Origin of the sequence: Haloarcula sp. Atlit-7R, from assembly GCF_003666065.1 — an archaeon.
GTDB lineage: Archaea > Halobacteriota > Halobacteria > Halobacteriales > Haloarculaceae > Haloarcula > Haloarcula taiwanensis.
The window spans coordinates 27,862-46,475 of record NZ_QXIK01000017.1 but is presented as its reverse complement, the minus strand read 5'-3'; the positions used below and the strand labels follow the sequence as shown (position 1 = coordinate 46,475).

Here is an 18,614-nt window from a genome sequence, read left to right as displayed (position 1 = left end):
CGCGCTTCACCTGCTTTCGATCCCGTATTTGCTGATGTGTGCCGGTTTCGGCCTGCTGCTGTCTGTCCGCCTGGACCGCGCCGACATCGCCCAGCGGGGCGGGATCGGTGCGGTGTTCGGCCTGTTCCTGCTGGATACGGTAAGCACCGACACCGACTTCGAATGGCTCGGGGCCCTCAGCCCGACGCGGTACTTCAGTCCTGTAGACATCCTCAGCGAGGGGACCTACGACGTGGCCGGCGCGCTGCTTCTGCTCGCGGGAGCCATCGCCTGCGTCGGCGTGAGTGTCGTCCTGTTCCAACGGCGGGACATCTGATGGCGTGACCGATGCCACCGACCGCCGATCCACCAATACCCAATGTACGACCCCACCACACTCCGCGACGGCGGAATTGCCACTGAGACGGACCGATCAATGGAGAGATCATGAGCCGACTCGCAACCACAACGAAGCTGCTGACCGTCGTGGTCATCTGCTCGCTGCTTGCTAGCGGCGTTGTCGTGGGGTTCGTCAGGGGGGCACCGGAGCTCTCCGCGTCGCTCGCCGACAACCGCGTCGCGGCTGGCGAGGAGGCGACGCTTGCGGTAACGCTCACCAATGCGGGCGAACTGGAGACCATGTCGACGACGAACCCGGAGTTGAATCAGCGGGTTCTCACGGCAACCGGTGTCAGCACCCAGCTTCGGGCGGGCGACGCGCCGCTCTCCGTCACCACTGGCCGGCAGAACGTCGGAAGCATTGCCGACGGTGGCGAGCGGGTCGTCCCATTCAGTATCTCGGTCGATGAAGACGCCTCACCCGGATCGTATCGTCTCCCCCTGCGCGTGGCGTACACGCACACGTCGGAGATCGACGAAGGCGGCGGCTTCTCTCGATCGCGGGCAGTCGAGAGAACGCTGTCCGTGACAGTCCGGGTGGTTGAGCAAGCCCAGTTCGCCGTCGTCGACACCGAGGCAGACGTGGGGCCGGCGAGCGTCGGCACGGTCTCTGTGACCCTCGAAAACGTCGGTAGCGAGGCAGCGAACGAGACGGCCGTCTCACTGGGTTCGCTGGATCCCGATGTCCGCGTCGGGTCGTCAGGAACGTCGAGCCACTACGCCGGCGCGTGGGATCCCGGGCAACGACGGACGCTGACCTACGTGGTTGCAGCGACCGGGACAGCGACAAACGCGACGTACCCATTTCGGGTGACCACTGCGTTTGACGACGACCGTGGCGTCCGGCAGACCGATGAGTCCAGCGTCGTCGGCGTTGAGCCACGGACCGACCGCCAGTTCGTCGTCACCGACGTGGACAGCGACGTGGCGGCCGGCGGGTCGGGAACGCTCGGCGTCACGCTCCGGAACGACGGGGCGCGGACGAATGAAGCCACGCTCACCCTCCGGTCGGCTGGCTGGGCACTCGCCGTTGACGGAGGGGATGCGAGCACCCGGTTCGTCGGGGACTGGCCGTCTGAGGGCGAGCGGACGTTCACCTTCGACGTGACCGCGCCGCCCAGCACGGAGGGCGGGACCTACACGCTTGACGCAGCCGTCGAATACCGGACCGATCGGGGTGCCGATGCGTCGGCCAGGCCCGCGAGCATCGGGGTGGCCGTCGCGCCCGAGCCCGACTTCGCCGTCCGCGACCCCGACGTCTCGCTGGCTGTCGGTGAGGAGGGGCGGGTGCGCGGGACGGTCGTCAACCGCGGCCCCACGCCGGCACGCAATGCCGTGGTCGTCATGTCCTCTCCATCGCCGAACGTCCGGTTCACGGAGACGACGTACGCCCTCGGCGATATCGAGACTGGCTCCACGGCTGAGTTCTCGTTCGACGCGGCAGTCGCCCCGACAGCTGCGGCCGGTCCCCGGCCGCTCGACGTGACCGTCCGCTACGAGGGACTGAGTGGCGATGTCAGAGAGAGCGCGCCGCTCCGGGTCCGCGGTGATGTCGCGCCCCAGCCCGACCGCCTCGCGTTCGAGGCGGTGAACGCCAGCTACGGCATCGACACGAGCAACAGGCTCAGCGTCCGCGTCACGAACGTCGGCGACGCGCGCCTCGAAGACGTGCGAGTCAGCCTCGCGACGGCCCCGCCGTTCACCAGCGAATCCCCCAGCGCGTTCGTCAGCGCGCTCGACCCCGGCGAGACCGCGACGCTCGGCTTCGAACTCACGGTCTCGGAGAACGCAGTCGAAAGCACCCACGCCGTCGCGCTCAACGCGACCGCCGAGACGACCAACGGTGACATGATCCGGATGGAACCGTCGCTCGTAGCAGTAACCATCGCAGAACCGTCGGGTCCGGGCGGTGACACTGCCCTCGTCGTCGGTTTGGCCGTACTCGCGGCAGTCGTGATTGTGAGCGGGTGGTGGTGGCTCCGTCAGTAAGCACCGATCGTCTCGTTTCAGTCGGATCTATTCCGTCGACCATCGAATTTCCACGCTGGATGGTATTGGTTTGCGCTTCGTCCGCCATACAGAATTGAACGCCAAGAGAAATATTCGGCTCTGTAGTTTCGCTAGGCGGCGCTACAATTGCCGAGAAACCACTCCAGAACGATTAGTGAATGGATATATTCCCCGAATCGACTGCTGTCTCTTAGTTTTCTCGATATCCGAGTGGAAGAACCGCCGGACAAGGCTAAAACTCACGTGAAATCGGTTGGAATATACTAGTCAAAATAGCCCAAATCGACCGCTGTCTAGCGAAACTACAGAGCCCCGGGTCGAAACTGGAGAGACGCGGACGCTCGAAAAAGCGTTCCTCGAAGTGACGAGTGCCGACCCCGCCACTGACGAATCGCCGGAGACAATTGATGGCTGAACCGGGATGGCTCCGGCACGCGATCCAGGTCGGCGTTTTCGAGTTGCGACGGTCGGTACGAGCGATCTGGCGAGACAAGGCGCGCTTCGGGTTGATGGCGCTCGGGCTGGTGTTCCCGTCGCTGATACTCGTCGGATTCACGGTCCTGTTCGCGGAGGCGATTCGCGGTGCTGGCACCATCTCGCTCCCGGAGCAAGTCAGCGGGATGGTCGCGCTGTTCTGGCTGTTCGGCGTCTTCATCGTCGCCCAGCGCGTCGCGTCGGCCCGTCCGCGTATCGACGCCGAGCCGCTGATGCTGACGACGGTGCCGTCACGAACGGCTGCTGGTGGCCTGCTCGTCGCCGAAACGCTTTGAGTGCTCGTCTATCTCGGGCTGCCGGCGCTCACCCTGACTGGCGTCGTTCTCTATCTCTTCGGGCCGTCGGTGAGTCTCGTCTCGCTCCTGCTCGTTGCGGTGCTGTTCGCGGCGACAGCGGTGGTCGGTGGCTCGGTCGTCGGCTACGCGGTCGCGTGGCTCGTTGCGACCTCTCGGTTCGTCGCACGGCACAAGACAGTGCTCGGCTCTGTCGTCGCCCTCCTTGCGATGGGCAGGTACGCGCTGACACTTCTCGCGCAGACAGGCTTCGGCGGCCAGGCAGCCCTCGCATGGCTCCCTGTCGGATGGTTCGCCGATCTCGCTGCCCTCGGCACGCCGATCACCGGAGCTCGTGGCCGTGTAGTCGGGGCGCTTCTGGGAAGCGTCATCATCCTCGTCGGTGGTGGCATCGTCGTCGAGCGAGTGACGGCAGCGCTCTGGTTTACTGACCCGGTGAGCGTCGACGACGATGTAGCCGTTGAGCACGACGATCGACCCACAGATTTGGACGCACAGCCCACTCGACATCGTGGTTCGCTGACAGCTGCGATCCAACCGCTCACTATTCCACCGATCGTCGCAGGGCCGACGCGTCACGTCGCCGAGTGGACGCTACTCCGGACGCGAGGTGATCCACGCCGGCTGATGTTCCTCCTCATGCCCGTTTTCCTGTTCGAGAGTTCGATTATCAGCACAGGCGTCCAGTCCGGCTCGATTCGAATATTCGCCGCGCCCCTGGGTACGATTGTGCTTCCGTGGATGGCGTGTTGGTCGCGATGAACCCCTTCGGCGACGAGGGGGCCGTCCTTCCGGTGACGCTGACCACCGTCTCCGGAACGCAGTACGTCCGGGGGCTCATCCTACCGGGGCTGCTCTTCGGCCTTCCGGTCGTGGTCGTCGTGACTGCAGGAGCAGTCCTCTTGTCTCCGGACGGACTCGTCCCGAGCCTCGTGCTCGTCCTCTTGAGCGTCTACCTCACAGTCGTCGCGGCCGCTATCGCGCCGGCAATCGGGATGCGATTCCCGCGCTTCAGTGCGATCAGCATCGGACAGAGTCGTGCCGTGCTTCCCCCGCGTATCACGGCGGTCGTACTCCATCTGGGACTGACGGTCCTTCCTGGCTCGATCCTCGTTCTGCTCGTCGTCGCGCCCGAACTCGCACGAGCGCTCATCGCCGGGCTGTTCGGTTCACTCCCTGCCATCCTCCTCGGGTTGGTCGGTGGATCGAGTGGGGCGCTCTCGCAGGCTGCGACGTGGTTCAACCAGTTAGGTCAGGTCATTCGGGCTACGGGTGTCGGCCAGTTCCGACTCGTCGGTGGTGCCATTCTTCTAATCGGTGGAGTAATCGTCGCGTTCGGATCGTACCGATACGCAATTCGGCGCTTCGAGCGCTTCGATCCCTCGTAGTATCCTCCTCATAGAGAGCGATACCTGACAGGGGGCTCAATAGGATTCGTGTCGACGGCGATAGAGAACGAAGGAGTACCCGACCGTATAGACCGCAGCACCGAGGATAGGAATCAGGATGAAGAGCAGAGATAGCGACGGGAAGACGACTCCACCGAGGACTAGGACGCCAGCGAGTTTGAATGCCAGAGCGCCACGTTCATGCGTTCGCCTCCAGACCTCGTCGTCCGAGAGCGTCCACGGCGTTCGAATGCCGATAAGCCAGTTCGGCTCCGCGTATTCCAGGAGATAGCCGATGCCGATGAAGAGGCCAGCCAGGGCTGGAGCGAGCGCACGGCCGACCGGGACGTGAATACCGAGATTCCACACCAGAACGAGGCCGTGAACGTACGCGAGGAACAGAAGAAACCCGGCGATGAACCACTCGTACAAGCCCCGAAACGCCTCGATGTTCTCCCGTCGCGGGTCGATTCGGGGGATGACGTAGAGCAGACCGCCGACTCCGAGTAGCAGTATCGGAACGACGAATGCTCCATACAGCTTCGGCATCGTGCCGTCGACCTGTCCGCTAAGATCCCAGTGGGTCGCCATCGTTGCTGGAAGAGACGAATACGCTAGAACACTCGCGAGGAACGTCGCCCCGACGATTCCAACAGTCACGAGGCGAGGCAACCGATACTCCATACCGGAGAGAAATGATCCCCAGCAATAGAAAGGCTCTGCTCGCACCAGAATTGGTCTCACAAGGGGTGGAACGTCAGTGACGATCAGGCCGCGGACATCTCGAAAGAGGAACGTCAGCGATACGAACTTTTATCGGCGTGACAGTGACACGTGCTCGTATGGTCGTCCTGAATGCCCTCCGCCGGACGCCGAGTGCCCTCCGCAGAAATCCGGTCCTGCTCGTCCCGATCCTCGTCATATCGTTGTTCCAGGTGCCACAGTTGGCCCTCCAGGCGGCCAATCCGCTGCTCAGCAGTGTCGTCTCGCTTGGATTGTCGCTCGTGTTTCTCGTCGTCATGCCGTTCTTCCAGGGTGGGCTAATCGCAATGGCCGACGAAGCCCTCAATGGGCGAACAGCGTTGCAGACGTTCATCGACGACGGGAAAGCCAACTACGTCTCGATACTCGTGGCGTATCTCGCCCTGGTGGCGGTCAACTTCACTCTCGGGATGATCGCGTTTTTCGTTGCGCTGTTCGGTGGCGTCTTCGTCCTCGGGAGTGGTGGCCTCGAATCAGCGAACATCGCTGTGCTCGCCGTCATCGGGACAGTCGTCGCTATCGTCGTCCTCCTGTATCTCTTGGTCCTCTTTTTCGTCCAGTTCTACGGCCAGGCAATCGTCCTTGAGGACATGGGGGCGGTCGATGGGCTCAAACACAGCGTCTCGGTCGTTCGACATCACCTCGTGAGTATGCTGGGCTACTCGGTTCTCGTCGGGATTCTCGGTGGGGTGTTCGGTGGTGTTTTCGGCGTGCTCTCGCTCTTGCTGTCGCCGCAATCGGCGACGGCACTCCATCTCCCAGAGCTGTCACTCCCAGTCATGGTCGTCGTCGGCCTCCTCGTCCTCGCGGGTGGGACGCTGTTCGGCGGCTTCTTCGCGGTGTATTCCGTGTCGTTCTACCGAGGACTCACACGCTGATCGTACGTTGGCTGCGTCAACGGAAACCAGATAGATAGTCGCCAGACCGATACGAGATTCTGTTCGATATTGCGTATGGTCTTCGGACTCTCCGGGAGTCAGCTGTTCGGCGTCGTTCTCGTCGTTGGCGGGGCAGTCGTCCTCGCGTTCAGTGGGCGATACGTCTGGCGTGCGACCAGCATCTACAGAGCAGCGTCCGTCCCGGCGCTCGAAGAGACTTCTCCTGGGACGCTCGTTCGTGTCTCTGGGACAGCCCACCAGGGTGACGCCGGCCTCCTGAGCGCCCCCTTCAGCGGGAACGACTGTCTCGTCCTCCAGTACGCCGTCGAAGAACGTCGTCTGAGTCCGTATCTGCTTCCCTGGTTCGTGACGATACACGAGCTCGCGGGCTCGGACGCGTTCCGTGTGCGCACACCCGAGGCCGCGGTTGATATCGTCGAGCCGGCCCGAACTGTTACACTCGAACGCGATGTCGTCGCGACTGTCCCGCCGGGCGACGACCCCCCCCCGAGCGCATCGCACGGTTTGAGCGGACCACTGACGCCGTCCCAATGACGACACACTGCGATCCCCGCCATCGGTTCTTCGACCGATCACAACCCGTCTCTCGCTTGGTACTCGTCGGTATATGGAACAGCGCGCGATGCCCGGCGACGAGGTCACCGTCGTCGGCCACATCACTGAGACAGGCAACGGCGTCAACCCACTGGTGGTCTCCGATCGTCCTCCCGGTCAGACGTCCCTCCGGATGGGAAAAACGTCACTCGTCGGGCTCTGTATCGGTGTGTTCGTTGTCGCACTCGGCCTCGTGCTCGTCGTGCTCTGAACAGTTCAGAAGCAGGACACCTACGCCTATCGTCCACGTCCTGTCGATGCTCTCCACCACAAACAATATTGATCTTCGGAGGGAGTTAATATCGCACGACGATACCAGCGCCTGGAACAGCCGCTCAGTTACGCGGTTGCGCTTCTTCTTGGCCTCCTCGTCAGTGCTACGCCTCCTGTTCTCGTTGGTGCAGGCACTACTCGTCGGGCTAGTCGTCGCAGCACTGGTTCGTGTTCCGGTATTCCGCAACAGTGGCACGTTCGACTGGTCACCGACGCCGAGCCTGACGCAGTTCAGGCCGACTTCGAGGGCGCAACGCCGCCCCCGCTTGCTTTTCAGTGGGAGTCGCTGACGAGGTTCGCTCGACAGACGACAGCGTAGTCTACGAGTTTTCGTACCTGTTCGGATTGCGGTCCACCGAGATGACTGTCGAGACTCGCCCGAACGCTCCTGACGTGGAGGAAGAGGGTAATCTCGAACTACTCGTGACGGCAGGCAGCCGACCATGGGCGACGTACACGGCGTCGATCAGTCGGGATGGCGATGACACGGTCGTCGATATTGGGTGGATCTCGGATCGTCGATTCGGTTTTCGATGACTCCCACAGCAGTTCGCCGCCGAGCGCTATCGAGCCGACGCGCTCACCGCGCAGGGCTATACCACCGTCGAATGTGAGACATCGCTCGCTCTCTGAGACCTGGCTTTCACTCCTATTAATGCAGCTATACGTGCTCTTTACCTTGGTTCTTGAGGGGCGCGTCGTTGAATCCCAATGAGATCTATATCGTTCAGTGTATGAACTTGCTGAGTGCTGGCGCAAAGAAAACACATAAGCCAAGGCCGAGCGACTTCTTCGCCTTTGAACGGATCATCGCCGTAGACAACGTCACCACGCTCGAAAATCAGTATCTCTTCGTTGGTCACTGTTCGTCCTCAACGCTCGGGTGGGGTTCCTGCGGTGTGTGCTCGCGCCACGCCTCCTTATCCTCTGTACCGAGTTGATCGTTGAACAGTGCGGTCGCCCGCTCGTACCCGCTGTATCCTTCGAGGCGCTCGGCGTCGTCAGTTATCGCCCAGTACATCGCCTTGTGTTCGACCAGACCACGATCCTTCAATCGTGAGAGCGCAGTGCTTACTGCCCCCTCGTCAACGCCGATTTGAGAGGCAATTTCGCGAGCCTTGAATGCCCAATCCTCGTTGACGGCGAGAAAACCAAAGACCTGATCAGGGACCGAAAGATCCGCGAGCTCGTCCTCGCTCGTGTTCTCGAATGTGTCTCGGTCGATGGACATCGTTGAAAGGAGGTACGTCATCCCCTGTAAAGAGTGAGGTGTGAAATTGACGAAATTGTTGAAGGTTAATCACTGTCCATCGCGAAGGAGTTCGAGAACCATATGCATTGAGACGACCAGTCTCAACTACTGGTGGTGTGGCTGGTGCGTCAACGAGGGATATCTTGAGGCCCACTACACGCAGCGGGCGAGTGCGATGGCGCCGCTGCCCGAGGACGACGGCCGCAAGCCCGGTGACCAGCAGGCCTGGACGTCGGAACAGCGCCACGCCCTCACCCGCTACGTCGACGACCGGGCCCCCGACGCCGTCGAGGCGTACACGACACTCCCGGAGGAGACTGACCCCATCGACAAGCAGCGAGCCCGCTACGCGGCGCTGAAAGCCGCTCGTGACCCGGGCGTTGGTGTTCGTCCTCGCGTACACAGCTGTCCGCGTCGGGGAACTGCTCCGGGACCCGAACGACCCACGCCGGCGCGGCGTCCGCTGGGAAGACCTTTCGCTCGACGACGGGAGTATGGACGTCTACCGGAAGAAACAGCAGTGGGACGCCGCCAGTCTCCCCGACCCGGTGATCTCGCCGCTGCGGAGCTACCGGAAACTGGTGACGCCGTCGACTGAGCGGTGGCCTGTGTTCCCGACGTTCGATCAGCGAACGCTCTCGACGCTCGTGCGAGACGAACTTGCCGACCGTGGACTACAACCGGATGCCAGCGATAAACGCCGTGACACGTACGCTCGCGATCTCTTACTTGCGCTTGACGAAGATATTCGACCTCCGTCGATCACGACCGATGGAGCAAGGTCGATTATTCGACGGCTCTCTGAGGACGGAGAGCTCAACATCGATCATCCGAAACACGACTATCTCGCTCTTCACGGCGGTCGACGAGGCATGGGGGAGGTCCTCGTCAGAGCGTTCGGCTATACTGTCGCAGCTCGATATCTCGACAACTCCGAGGAAATGGTTCGTGAGCGGTACTCACATATAGAGGCGGGTGAGTTAGGCGACGTGGCCACGGAAGCTCTTGCGGAAATCGACAGCATTTCGCACTAGATCTCTCTCACTCGTAGATTGTGACCACATTCAAGGGTGGGTCTTGAACAGGCTGGCCACTACCAGTATCGCTATCCGCGAGAGGTCGCCTCTGCTTCGACAGAAACGTGGCCGTTTGCAGTCGCGGTTACCGAGTAGCCACAGTAGCTGAATATCACCTTCCCGCTGGCGCCATCTCTATCTCCGAACAGCGCGTCGAGCGCGTCAGCATCGAGGGCATTGTATAACGGCTCAGGAAGCTCCGTGGGCTGAACACCCTTCTCCGCGGCAACAGCCTCGATAACAGCACTGCTGAGCGATTTATCCACTGAATAGGAGGGCCCCAAACTCATGAACTGGGTTGGGCCTACACCTGCATACCACTATCGCTCACACGGACGATTACCTATTCGCGCTCACCGTTTGGTGAGCTCGGTCACACATTCAAGCAGTGGCCGAATCTCCTCGAATTGTGGTCCTTTGGCGACTTCGCCCGTGTCTTTGTCCCACCGAACGAACCCCTGATCTTCGAGTTTCGGGAGGTGAGAATGGTACATCGCAATCTGCAGTTCCTGGTCGGCGTCCGCTTGTGCTGTTTCTCCCCCTGCTGGGATCTGCGCCGCGACGGTCTGTGGGTTGGTCTCGAGAAGGTCGAGTAACAGTTCTCGGCGGTGTTCGTTCCCGAGTGGCTTAAACATGGTGTCGTTCATTGTTCCTCCAAAGGTGTGCCCCGATAAGGACGGCCGCTTCCTTCGGCGGTCACTTCGTCTCGTATTAGTCGACCTGTGACACGGATAATGCTGTTGTATAGGATAATCAATTGAATCGGGGTTCCACAAAATTCGTTGGAGAAAGATGTGGTTTACAGATTAGTCGATGTGGTATCCTGATATTTGATGCCCCAAATTTATGAAATTCCAAATTTGGGGGTTCTCACTCGCTTGGTGACACTTCATCGTCCGAGTCGGCTGCGCGCGCGTCCATGTCTTCTGCACCCTGCAGGAAGAAGTGGTTGAATGGCTGGACGTGGCGACGACGTATCATCTCCGATGATTCGGTCTCAATTCCAAGCTCGTGAATCGCGTCGGTGATCCTGGTGATGGCGGCGATGCTGGTTCCAACCACGTCGACGTGGATGTTGCGCCGGCCTGTGAGTATCTCGCGGACGTCGATCACACCATGAATCTGTCGGATTTGCTCGGAGAACTCGGGGAGTCTGGTGGGTTTGGCTGAGATAACGAAAGTCATTTGTAACGGCAGATTCACCTCCTCGTAGTTGATCTCGGGGTGGTAACCTTTGATGATGCCGTCGTCTTCGAGTCGGTCGATTCGATTGCGAATCGTACTGGCTGACACACCGGTCTTGTCAGCCATTTCTTCTGCGGTTGTCCCACGGGCGTTCCGCTGGAGCAGGTACAGGATACTGCGGTCTATGTCGTCCAAATCGCGTCCTACAGGGGGTGTACAGAGTGAAGCTACTGAAAGGTTTCTCCGCTGCGAACGCGGTCGTCGTCCGCTCGCAGCACACTGGGTGTTTGTCTCACCCTCTGTGATGGAAGACCACAAATTTACAGTAGTTGCCGATTCAAATTGCAGAGTGGTCGCTAAGGTGCGACGAGATTGCTAAAATCCGTCTTGGACCGGTTGTTTGAGCCTTGATTCGAGGAGGCGGTGGTGGACAAGACGAGAAATTCACTATCCGGTTCAACGACCGCATCAAATGCCTGACGGACAAAACACCAGCTGGGGTGGTTATTTTGACCGTGGCATTTTTTATCTGTCAGGCCATTAACTGAGAACAGTTCTCATGCCACAGTCAAATACTGTCCTTCTCGTAGAGGACGAGCAAGGGCTTGCAGATCTCTATCGGTTCTGGCTGAACGATCAATATGACGTTGTTGTTGCGAATTCTGGGGAAGATGCTCTTGAAGCGATGGACGATTCCGTTGATGTCGTGCTCCTTGATCGACGGATGCCAGGACTGTCTGGGGACGAGGTTTTGTCCACAATGCGGAACCGTGGTCACGAGTGTCCAGTGGCGATGGTTTCGGCTGTTACACCAGAGTTCGACATCGCCAGAATATCCCTCGATGCTTATGTTCGCAAACCGATTGAGCAGGAACAACTTCGCGATTCTGTTGAACAGCTCCTACTGATAGCTGACTGTCCTGATCGACAGCGTGAAGCCTTTGCCGTCGCTCAAAAAATGGTGGCTCTTGAGGCAGAAACTACATCTGAGGATCGCAATAATAGTCCCGAGCAGGCTCAACTGCAGGCCCGTCTCAGCGAACTTGAGGCTGAGCTAACAAAAGTGATCGAAAAGACAGGTTCCGACACTATCTCCAAGGATTTGCTTAGTAAAACCGACTCATTGTGAGTACGATTCTCTATCTACATCCGATTTGTCATCTTCATATCTCTCAATTATTCGTTGGGGAAGGGTGAGGGGGGCTGATCGCATCGCTGGAATTGCATCTGAACTTCGCTTCCTCCCAGATCACTCTCAGCAAACCTGAGTTCTCCACCAGATGCCACTACAACCCAATTAATGAGCCAAAGACCGAGTCCACTTCCATGCTCGAGAGGGTTCTCCCCATCAACTAACACCCGTCGCTCTTCTGGTGGAATCATATCTCCACTATCCGCGATTCGGAGTGTTACCCACTCGCCAGTGGAATCTATATCGGCAACAATTCGGATTTGTGTACTCGATTGAGTCGTGTGTTGAATGCTATTTTCAAGTGCCTCGGTAATGGCGGCTGTCACATCATCAATCGCGTGAATCCACTTCTCCTCAGGAATATCGACTGCGATATCGGCCGCTGTTTCCGTCTCTTCGAGATTATCTACCGCTGTATCGACCGCATCTTCAAGATTGACTGGTTGCTGTTGTGGGTTGTCAGAAAGCGCTCTCTCGATACGGTTCGCATTTTCTGCTAAACTACTCAGCGCGCGTGCGGTATCGATTATGTGATCGACTGATTGTTGGACGGTTGAACCCGTCTCGTTATCAGCAACTACCTGTGCGTGACCAAGGATGCTATTCATATCGTTCCGGAGATTATGACGCAACACACGACTCACGACATCCAAGCGTTCCTCTCGCAAGACTCGTTCGGAAATATTCCGCCCGGTTCCAACAAGCCCCGTTACATTGTTCTCTTCGTCGACTAACGGTGCCCCGTTAAGTTGGTATGGAATTCGTTCCCCGGATCTCGTGATGAGTTCACTCTCTCGTTGTTCTTGTACCTGTTCTGTAAATATATTTGACATTAAATCCATAATTATCGAGATATTATCGTTAGGAACCAAATCGACCGCCGCCATCCCTGCTAATTCTTGATCTGTATATCCCAATATCTCGGGAACCCGATCGTTCCATTCCACGAATTCACCGTTCCGATCGAGGACGTAGAAGATGTCTGGCAGGGCATTGAGGAGGCTTTCGATGAACGCTCGTTGTTCGCTGAGTTCACGCTCTCGTTCTTTCTGTTCGGAGATGTCGCGTACGATACACACGAGTCCATCATCAGCGAGCTTGGTTAGCGACACGGTCTGTGGAAACGTCTCGCCAGTGCAACGGGTACCGACAGCTTCGCCACGCCACGAGCTGGTCTCTCTCACTTCCGGAAGAATCGTGGATTCGAACCATTCGATTTCTTGATCTTGATACAACTCGCGCCACGACTCGCCGATGAGATCTGCTGGCTCGTCGTAGCCGTAGAGTTCTGCGTGCGCAGCATTCATATATTGATATTTATCACTTTCGTCAAGAATTGCGATTCCGTCAACTACGGCTTCGATGGCTTCCGAACGACGTTCGAGTTCTTCACGCTGCGTTTTGCGTGTTGTGATATCGGAGATTGCGCCGACTAGCCTGGTGGGGTCCCCGCTCTCGTTGTACACGATTCGGCCTTGGTCTTTCACATATGCATACGACCCGTCCGCTCGTTGAAATCGGTACTGTGACTCGACTTGTTGTTCTTGGTTCGCTATCGTTTGTTCGAGATCCGAATTGATTCGCTCTCGGTCATCGGGATGTATCTTATTTATCCACCATTCAAATTGGATTGATCCTTCTCTCTCATAACCGAACGTTTCGTTGAATCCTCCGGAAACCGAGACGACATCTGCCCCTACCTCACGCTCCCATATTACGTCAGAACTTGCTTGTGCCGCCAATTCGAGACGTGACTTCGTTGTGTCTGCCTCCCGTTCGGCCCGGTATCGGCGCGCGTAGTTGTGGAGTCGCCCCGCCCAACGCTCTTTTGAAGCAGCTACCTCACCCTGATACCCGTAGTCTGTGCAACCCGTGGATATTGTCTGTGTGATTCCGTGTGTGTACTGTGAATCCAGAATGAAAATGATCGGGATTTCTGGGCGTCTTTCTCTGATTTGAGAGAGCAACTCCTCACTCGGCATCTCCGGAAGCTGAGTCGAAATCACGACGGCATGGATTGAATTTGTATGCGAATCTAGCTGTTGGAGACCAGCCGCGGCTGAGGAGGTGGTGATAGTAGTACCACTGGTGTTGGTAACGTAGGTAGACTCCAACGGCGCGGTTGCTTGTCCTTCATCCACGAATAATACCGTGTCAGTACTGGAGTTATTTCTCATTTATCTGTCGAGATGTGGAATTTAGCCCCACCGCTTTGGCTCTCACTGACTCTGAGTGACCAATCGTGCGCTTCTGCGATCTGTTCGACTATCGCCAACCCGAATCCGGTTCCATCGTGGTTCGTTGTATACCCCGTCTCAAAGACCGATTCTCGTTCGTCTGGAGGTATTCCAGGCCCGTCGTCTGCCACAAAGAACCCGTTCTTATCAGAACCAACAGTAACAGTCACATTTTCTTCACTGTGTTCGACAGCGTTCCGAAAGAGATTCTCCAGAAGTTGCTGAAACCGCCCTCTATCTGCTTTCAGTTCGGGTAGTGGATCTTCAATAACGATTTCCGCATCCGGTACGTCAACCGTGCTCCAACTTTCCGAAATGACTGCTCCGGTATCGACCGGTCGTATGTCACCAATGGATTGTCCTTCGCGAGCGAGAACTAACATATCATCGATCAATTCATCCATTCGGGTGAGAGCATGCTGTGTATGTTCCAGATGCTCATTTTCGGTCTCTTCGAGAGCGATTTCTACGCGTCCATGTGCGACGTTCAAGGGATTTCGGAGATCGTGCGAAACCATACTGGCGAATTCGTCAAGCCGATCGCGTTCCTGAATAAGTTGTTTTTCCGCAGCTTTTTGCTGAGTCACATCTCGAAACACGATAAGCCATCCTAGTCGCTCTTGGCTGGCTGGAATGAGTGGGGAGGTTCGAATGGCATACATCCGAGTGGTATCTCGCTTCTCGATCGAGATCTCCTCAGAAAATTCTGTCTCGATGCCTTCGGTCAACAATTCCCCAAATTCTGGGATGATGTCTGTTATGTCCGTGCCGATGGCAGTCTCTGATGAATTCAGTACGATCTCATCGAATTGAGCGTTTGAATCCAGTATGTGATGCTGTGCATAATCGCAACAATTGGGTCAGCGACTGCATCGAATAGGTGGTCACGGCTCACGGGCGCCAAGTCAAGCCATTGGAATCGACGGACAGTCACGACAATTGCTGCGGCCGAAATAACGCTTGAGAGTGCAGCGAGATTGAGCGCGGTGTACGGCGTCAATCCTAAAATATCAGCTCCACCAGCGATTCCTGGAACGAGCGAAAGAGCGAGAAGTGATACTGCCTGCCGTCTAATTACTCCTCGCGTCTGAATGATAGCCGTCGTGAGCAGTGCGACACTTCCGAGTAGTAACAGGTACACATATGCTTGATATAGGCGGAAACCAGGCCCAACGACAAGGTTTAAGGCGACGAACGCTCCGGTTTGTTGGAGTGTTGCAGATTGATAGACTAATTGATGGATGGGATTTGTCAGCACCATCCCAATCAATCCAACTGAAATAATCCCACTTACCCGGACAAGTCGACGAGAGGGGTTAGTGTCGCGTCGTGTATACCACTGGACGTACGCCAACCACGTCCATACCAGCGGAAGGAGCATTACGAGCTCGATATGATTTAGGCTGAGTTTTGTATCGAGGACAGTATGTGAAAGAGTCAATAAATATGCAAAGTTGTATGCTGCTGCAGCGAGCAAGAGTGCAGTCGCAAGATATCGGCCCCTGAACGCCTGGTCCGAATCGGACCGCCAAACATATCCCGCAAATAGCACGAGAAAGACACCGGTCCCCGCTAACCAGAGTGTATATGGAGTAAATTGCCAATTCACAAGAAACTCGTCTCCATATTCCTTATATGTTGTACCTATATCATAAATATATTGATGGCGGGGTTCGGCTACACTGCTGTGAAATTTATGTTGGCGGCGGCTAACAGCCCGCTCACGCTGCTGAAGAAGGAAACCGAAAGCGGGTAGAAATTCAGTCAGTCCGACCAATACCACTTTTCAGAGTGGTAACACTGGAAACCATCTCGATGAATTACCGAAATGGTTGATAACACAGCGAGACAAGGTCGTTGAGTGGCGATTTGAGTCATTTCTGATCACTGGCTCGTCCAATATCACCCATAACAGCCTCGCTAATTCCACTGTAGTCTCAACTTCCCACGCTCGCCTGTAGTTGCAAATGCCGGGGCCTGTAAATCAACCTTTGATTAAAATATCGTATCAATATTGATAATCTGGTACAATTTTATTAGTCAATCTGTCCTTCTTTAATTATGTAATGGGGCCACAATTCGGCGCGTCCGATTTTGGGCAGGACGGACTGAACACGCGGCTTGATGCAGATGTACTGCTTGAGGATATAAGTCTCACTCACAGTGAGATACAGTGGCGGAAAGACTTCATCGGCTTCGACCAGAATGATGTCCAGCGCTTAGAGCGCTATCAAGATGTCTTCGCCGCGCACGCTGAAGGGGTTGCAGAAGACTTCTACGAAAACCTGACCGACTACGAAGAGACCGTCGAGGTTATCGGTCGCTCGTCGAAAGGCGTTGAGCAGCTCAAGCGCACGCAATCGGCGTATCTGGTCACACTGGCACAGGGAGAGTACGGCCGCGACTACTTCCGCAACCGCGCTCGCATCGGTAAGATTCACGATCTGCTTGACATGCCGATGAAACACTATCTCGGCCAATACGGGGTCTACTACGACTTGATCCTCCCGCTGGTCGGTGACAAACTGACTGAGTCGCTCACTGACCGGCTCACCGGCGACATCACCGAGAGTAGCACAGCGACTGACGGTGACGCTGACACTGTGGACCCAGTGGGCGTAGAAAGCGAGCTCACGTCAGATTCACTCGAAGCGACAATTCAGAAGGAAGTCGACGACGCTGTCAAAGAACTTCTCTCGATCCTCCGTATCATCAACCTCGATATACAGGTGGTGACCGACACGTACATTCGTTCTTACAGCCAGGACCTGGAGACGGAACTCGACCGCCAGCAGCAAGTCGCCACCGAGGTTGAGACAGCAGTCGCGGAGACGGAAGCAACTGCCGAGGAGACAGCCGAAACAACTGAGCGCATCAGCGACCTGGCCCGGTCACAGGCCGGGTCGATGCAGGACGTCTCTGCCGAGGTAGCGGATATGTCCGCAACGGTCGAGGAAATCGCGTCCACAGCCGAAGAGGTTGCGGTAACCAGTGACCAAGCCGAACAACTGGCCAACGAAGGACGCGAAGCGGCCGACGAGGCTATCAAAGTGATGGAGGCAGTCAACGCCTCGTCCAAGGAAGTAGCTACGGATGTCGACCAGCTTCAGGAGCGCGTCGAAGAGATTGATGAGATTGTCGAGGTCATCAACGACATCGCCGAACAGACCAATATTCTCGCGCTGAACGCCTCCATCGAAGCTGCACGAGCCGGCGAAGCGGGCGAAGGGTTCGCCGTCGTTGCCGACGAGGTAAAACAACTGGCCCAAGAGTCCCAGCAACACGCCAGCGAAATTGAACAGATGGTTGGGACACAGAAGAGACTGTTCAGAACCTTGAGACGACTACCGATGAGATCGACCGCGGCGTCGACCAGGTTAGAGAGACAGTCGAGTCACTCAAGGAGATCGCGACCGCTGTCGAAGACGCTTCACAGGGGATTCAGGAAGTGTCCGAGGCGACGGACGACCAGGCAGCCTCCACCGAAGAGGTAGCCAGTATGATCGACGAACTCGTTGAGCAGGCAGAGCAAGCCGCTACAGAGATTGAGGACGTAGCTGCCGCGAACGAAGAGCAGGCCACGAAAGTTCGAGAGATCAACGAGAGTGTGCAGCGGTTGACTCGCGAGTAATAATGAGTGACTTGGACTCGGTAAACGTCCATAATATAAGCTCTGTCTCGAAGCTGTCGAACTCACCAGTGGCGCTGGCTATAGGACCGATACTGACGGCACCACCGGATACGACAATCCGACGTTCGAGAAGCCGAAGCCTTCAAAAGACAGTCGATCCGTTCATATGTCGTTGCGGGCACGGTACGCGACCGTCCGGTCGGTGAACAGGCTCGCCATGCAGTCGCGAACCCGGTCGACGACGTCGGCGTCGGGGACGCCCAGATAAGTGTCGTGTTGGCCGGCGAACGACGCCGTTGGGAGGTCCTCAGCCGTCGCCGACGAGCGCACTGCGTAGGTCGTGTCGGCGTCGCTATCGAGCGCATCGGTAATCGCGCGTTCGGCCGATTCGTCGAACGACCGATTCTGGATGAGCGCCCGGATCTCGGCCGCTGTCGTCGATAGTGCGTCGGCGGTGTCGAGCGAATCGAGTCGCTCGATCAGTTCCTGAATCTCTGTATCGTCCGTGAGTGCTCGGTACGCAGCGGTCGTCACGACGAGCCCCGGCGAGACTGGCAGTCCTGCGTGAACGAGGACGCCGAGATTCGCGCCTTTGCCGCCGGCGAACGCGAGGTCCTTTCTTCCGGTCTCTTCGAACCACTGTACGTAACTCTGTGTCTGGTGTAACGTCATCGGGTACTCCGTCCGTCGCTGGTTGACTGGGGCTGTTCTCCGTCCGCCTGCGTCTCTGGTGCGTCCGGGGTCGGTTTCGAATCGGTAGTCAATCCTGTGGCGAGGCTCTCGACGAGCGTGTCACGGACTGCGGGATAGAGCTCGTCGCCGCACTCTTCTCGATGCAACGCGACGGACGCGGCGGCGTTGACGGCCCCAGTGATCGCTCTTGGGTCACCGTCGACGAGCTGTCTGTCCGCTTCCACGTCCGGACGTACGGGAGGAGATACCCGAGCTC

Annotated in this window: 20 protein-coding genes and 3 pseudogenes; 13 read left to right on the top strand and 10 right to left on the bottom strand. The window is 57.5% G+C overall.

Going from position 1 to position 18,614, the window contains the following annotated elements; genetic code table 11:
• The 5 genes and pseudogenes from D3D01_RS20210 to D3D01_RS24685 all read left to right on the top strand — a co-directional run.
• Positions 1-316: pseudogene (locus D3D01_RS20210) on the top strand (ABC transporter permease); the annotation flags it as partial.
• A 110-nt stretch (positions 317-426) separates the two neighbouring features.
• The gene (locus D3D01_RS20205) at positions 427-2,367 is read left to right on the top strand and encodes an NEW3 domain-containing protein (RefSeq protein ID WP_121513521.1); all 1,941 of its coding nucleotides are present in this window, start codon (positions 427-429) and stop codon (positions 2,365-2,367) included.
• Between the two features lie 428 nt (positions 2,368-2,795).
• Positions 2,796-3,158, top strand: coding sequence for a hypothetical protein (locus D3D01_RS24695; protein WP_233563535.1), 363 nt, complete (start codon positions 2,796-2,798; stop codon positions 3,156-3,158).
• The gene (locus D3D01_RS24690; RefSeq protein WP_233563533.1) at positions 3,159-3,938 is read left to right on the top strand and encodes a hypothetical protein; all 780 of its coding nucleotides are present in this window, start codon (positions 3,159-3,161) and stop codon (positions 3,936-3,938) included.
• A complete protein-coding gene (locus D3D01_RS24685) occupies positions 3,914-4,564 on the top strand; it encodes a hypothetical protein (protein ID WP_233563531.1) in 651 nt (216 codons plus the stop codon). The genes D3D01_RS24690 and D3D01_RS24685 overlap by 25 nt, the downstream gene beginning before the upstream one ends.
• A 36-nt stretch (positions 4,565-4,600) precedes the next feature.
• Here the strand turns inward: D3D01_RS24685 and D3D01_RS20195 are convergent, their stop codons facing one another.
• Positions 4,601-5,248 (bottom strand): SdpI family protein, encoded by a 648-nt coding sequence (locus D3D01_RS20195; RefSeq protein WP_121513520.1) that lies wholly within the window; start codon positions 5,246-5,248, stop codon positions 4,601-4,603.
• 158 nt (positions 5,249-5,406) lie between these two features.
• Between D3D01_RS20195 and D3D01_RS20190 the strand changes: the two genes are divergently transcribed.
• The 4 genes from D3D01_RS20190 to D3D01_RS24680 all read left to right on the top strand — a co-directional run bounded on the left by D3D01_RS20190 (position 5,407) and on the right by D3D01_RS24680 (position 7,629).
• Entirely contained in the window at positions 5,407-6,204 is a 798-nt protein-coding gene (locus D3D01_RS20190) for a hypothetical protein (RefSeq protein ID WP_121513519.1), read from the top strand.
• Between the two features lie 75 nt (positions 6,205-6,279).
• Positions 6,280-6,759, top strand: coding sequence for a hypothetical protein (locus D3D01_RS24315; RefSeq protein ID WP_199725529.1), 480 nt, complete (start codon positions 6,280-6,282; stop codon positions 6,757-6,759).
• 73 nt (positions 6,760-6,832) lie between these two features.
• Positions 6,833-7,030, top strand: a complete 198-nt coding sequence (locus D3D01_RS24310; RefSeq protein WP_199725527.1) for a hypothetical protein — start codon at positions 6,833-6,835, stop codon at positions 7,028-7,030.
• Positions 7,031-7,452: 422 nt separating this feature from the next.
• Positions 7,453-7,629, top strand: a complete 177-nt coding sequence (locus D3D01_RS24680) for a hypothetical protein (protein WP_233563529.1) — start codon at positions 7,453-7,455, stop codon at positions 7,627-7,629.
• Positions 7,630-7,951: 322 nt separating this feature from the next.
• Here the strand turns inward: D3D01_RS24680 and D3D01_RS20170 are convergent, their stop codons facing one another.
• Positions 7,952-8,323 carry a winged helix-turn-helix domain-containing protein gene (locus D3D01_RS20170; protein ID WP_121513526.1) on the bottom strand — a complete coding sequence of 124 codons (372 nt, stop codon included), beginning with the start codon at positions 8,321-8,323 and terminating at the stop codon, positions 7,952-7,954.
• Between the two features lie 133 nt (positions 8,324-8,456).
• On the opposite strand from D3D01_RS20170, the pseudogene D3D01_RS20165 reads away from it, so the two are divergent.
• Positions 8,457-9,378: pseudogene (locus D3D01_RS20165) on the top strand (site-specific integrase); the annotation flags it as partial.
• 71 nt (positions 9,379-9,449) lie between these two features.
• Here D3D01_RS20165 and D3D01_RS20160 read toward each other — a convergent pair.
• The 3 genes from D3D01_RS20160 to D3D01_RS20150 all read right to left on the bottom strand — a co-directional run bounded on the left by D3D01_RS20160 (position 9,450) and on the right by D3D01_RS20150 (position 10,800).
• The gene (locus D3D01_RS20160) at positions 9,450-9,686 is read right to left on the bottom strand and encodes a HalOD1 output domain-containing protein (protein ID WP_199725525.1); all 237 of its coding nucleotides are present in this window, start codon (positions 9,684-9,686) and stop codon (positions 9,450-9,452) included.
• Positions 9,687-9,773: 87 nt separating this feature from the next.
• Positions 9,774-10,067: an ArsR family transcriptional regulator gene (locus D3D01_RS20155; RefSeq protein WP_121513516.1), complete on the bottom strand. Its 294-nt coding sequence runs from the start codon at positions 10,065-10,067 to the stop codon at positions 9,774-9,776.
• Between the two features lie 223 nt (positions 10,068-10,290).
• Entirely contained in the window at positions 10,291-10,800 is a 510-nt protein-coding gene (locus D3D01_RS20150; RefSeq protein WP_199725522.1) for an Lrp/AsnC family transcriptional regulator, read from the bottom strand.
• A 364-nt stretch (positions 10,801-11,164) separates the two neighbouring features.
• Here D3D01_RS20150 and D3D01_RS20145 point away from each other — a divergent pair, with 364 nt between their 5' ends.
• Positions 11,165-11,734 carry a response regulator gene (locus D3D01_RS20145; protein ID WP_121513515.1) on the top strand — a complete coding sequence of 190 codons (570 nt, stop codon included), beginning with the start codon at positions 11,165-11,167 and terminating at the stop codon, positions 11,732-11,734.
• Between the two features lie 47 nt (positions 11,735-11,781).
• Here D3D01_RS20145 and D3D01_RS20140 read toward each other — a convergent pair whose 3' ends face one another.
• From D3D01_RS20140 to D3D01_RS25100, 3 genes are all read right to left on the bottom strand, one after another.
• Positions 11,782-13,938: a PAS domain S-box protein gene (locus tag D3D01_RS20140; protein ID WP_158600530.1), complete on the bottom strand. Its 2,157-nt coding sequence runs from the start codon at positions 13,936-13,938 to the stop codon at positions 11,782-11,784.
• Positions 13,939-13,970: 32 nt separating this feature from the next.
• Positions 13,971-14,762, bottom strand: a complete 792-nt coding sequence (locus D3D01_RS20135; RefSeq protein ID WP_147439961.1) for a HAMP domain-containing sensor histidine kinase — start codon at positions 14,760-14,762, stop codon at positions 13,971-13,973.
• A gap of 62 nt (positions 14,763-14,824) precedes the next feature.
• A complete protein-coding gene (locus tag D3D01_RS25100; RefSeq protein ID WP_394343412.1) occupies positions 14,825-15,643 on the bottom strand; it encodes a histidine kinase N-terminal 7TM domain-containing protein in 819 nt (272 codons plus the stop codon).
• A 457-nt stretch (positions 15,644-16,100) separates the two neighbouring features.
• Between D3D01_RS25100 and D3D01_RS20125 the strand changes: the two are divergent.
• Positions 16,101-17,485 (top strand): annotated as a pseudogene (locus D3D01_RS20125) (globin-coupled sensor protein); the annotation flags it as partial.
• 48 nt (positions 17,486-17,533) lie between these two features.
• A complete protein-coding gene (locus tag D3D01_RS24885) occupies positions 17,534-17,665 on the top strand; it encodes a hypothetical protein (protein WP_255410445.1) in 132 nt (43 codons plus the stop codon).
• Between the two features lie 162 nt (positions 17,666-17,827).
• On the opposite strand, the gene D3D01_RS20120 is transcribed toward D3D01_RS24885, so the two are convergent.
• Positions 17,828-18,337, bottom strand: a complete 510-nt coding sequence (locus D3D01_RS20120) for a PEP/pyruvate-binding domain-containing protein (RefSeq protein ID WP_121513511.1) — start codon at positions 18,335-18,337, stop codon at positions 17,828-17,830.
• Positions 18,334-18,582: a hypothetical protein gene (locus tag D3D01_RS24670; RefSeq protein ID WP_233563527.1), complete on the bottom strand. Its 249-nt coding sequence runs from the start codon at positions 18,580-18,582 to the stop codon at positions 18,334-18,336. The genes D3D01_RS20120 and D3D01_RS24670 overlap by 4 nt, the downstream gene beginning before the upstream one ends.
• Between the last annotated feature and the right edge of the window lie 32 nt (positions 18,583-18,614).

Coding starts and splice junctions, on each gene's coding strand:
- D3D01_RS20190 (WP_121513519.1), top strand. CDS start 5,407: ATGGTCGTCCTGAATGCCCTCCGCCGGACGCCGAGTGCCCTCCGCAGA.
- D3D01_RS20155 (WP_121513516.1), bottom strand. CDS start 10,067: ATGAACGACACCATGTTTAAGCCACTCGGGAACGAACACCGCCGAGAA.
- D3D01_RS24885 (WP_255410445.1), top strand. CDS start 17,534: ATGATCGACGAACTCGTTGAGCAGGCAGAGCAAGCCGCTACAGAGATT.
- D3D01_RS20170 (WP_121513526.1), bottom strand. CDS start 8,323: ATGTCCATCGACCGAGACACATTCGAGAACACGAGCGAGGACGAGCTC.
- D3D01_RS20195 (WP_121513520.1), bottom strand. CDS start 5,248: ATGGAGTATCGGTTGCCTCGCCTCGTGACTGTTGGAATCGTCGGGGCG.
- D3D01_RS24695 (WP_233563535.1), top strand. CDS start 2,796: ATGGCTGAACCGGGATGGCTCCGGCACGCGATCCAGGTCGGCGTTTTC.
- D3D01_RS24315 (WP_199725529.1), top strand. CDS start 6,280: ATGGTCTTCGGACTCTCCGGGAGTCAGCTGTTCGGCGTCGTTCTCGTC.
- D3D01_RS20120 (WP_121513511.1), bottom strand. CDS start 18,337: ATGACGTTACACCAGACACAGAGTTACGTACAGTGGTTCGAAGAGACC.
- D3D01_RS20145 (WP_121513515.1), top strand. CDS start 11,165: ATGCCACAGTCAAATACTGTCCTTCTCGTAGAGGACGAGCAAGGGCTT.
- D3D01_RS20205 (WP_121513521.1), top strand. CDS start 427: ATGAGCCGACTCGCAACCACAACGAAGCTGCTGACCGTCGTGGTCATC.
- D3D01_RS24680 (WP_233563529.1), top strand. CDS start 7,453: ATGACTGTCGAGACTCGCCCGAACGCTCCTGACGTGGAGGAAGAGGGT.
- D3D01_RS24310 (WP_199725527.1), top strand. CDS start 6,833: ATGGAACAGCGCGCGATGCCCGGCGACGAGGTCACCGTCGTCGGCCAC.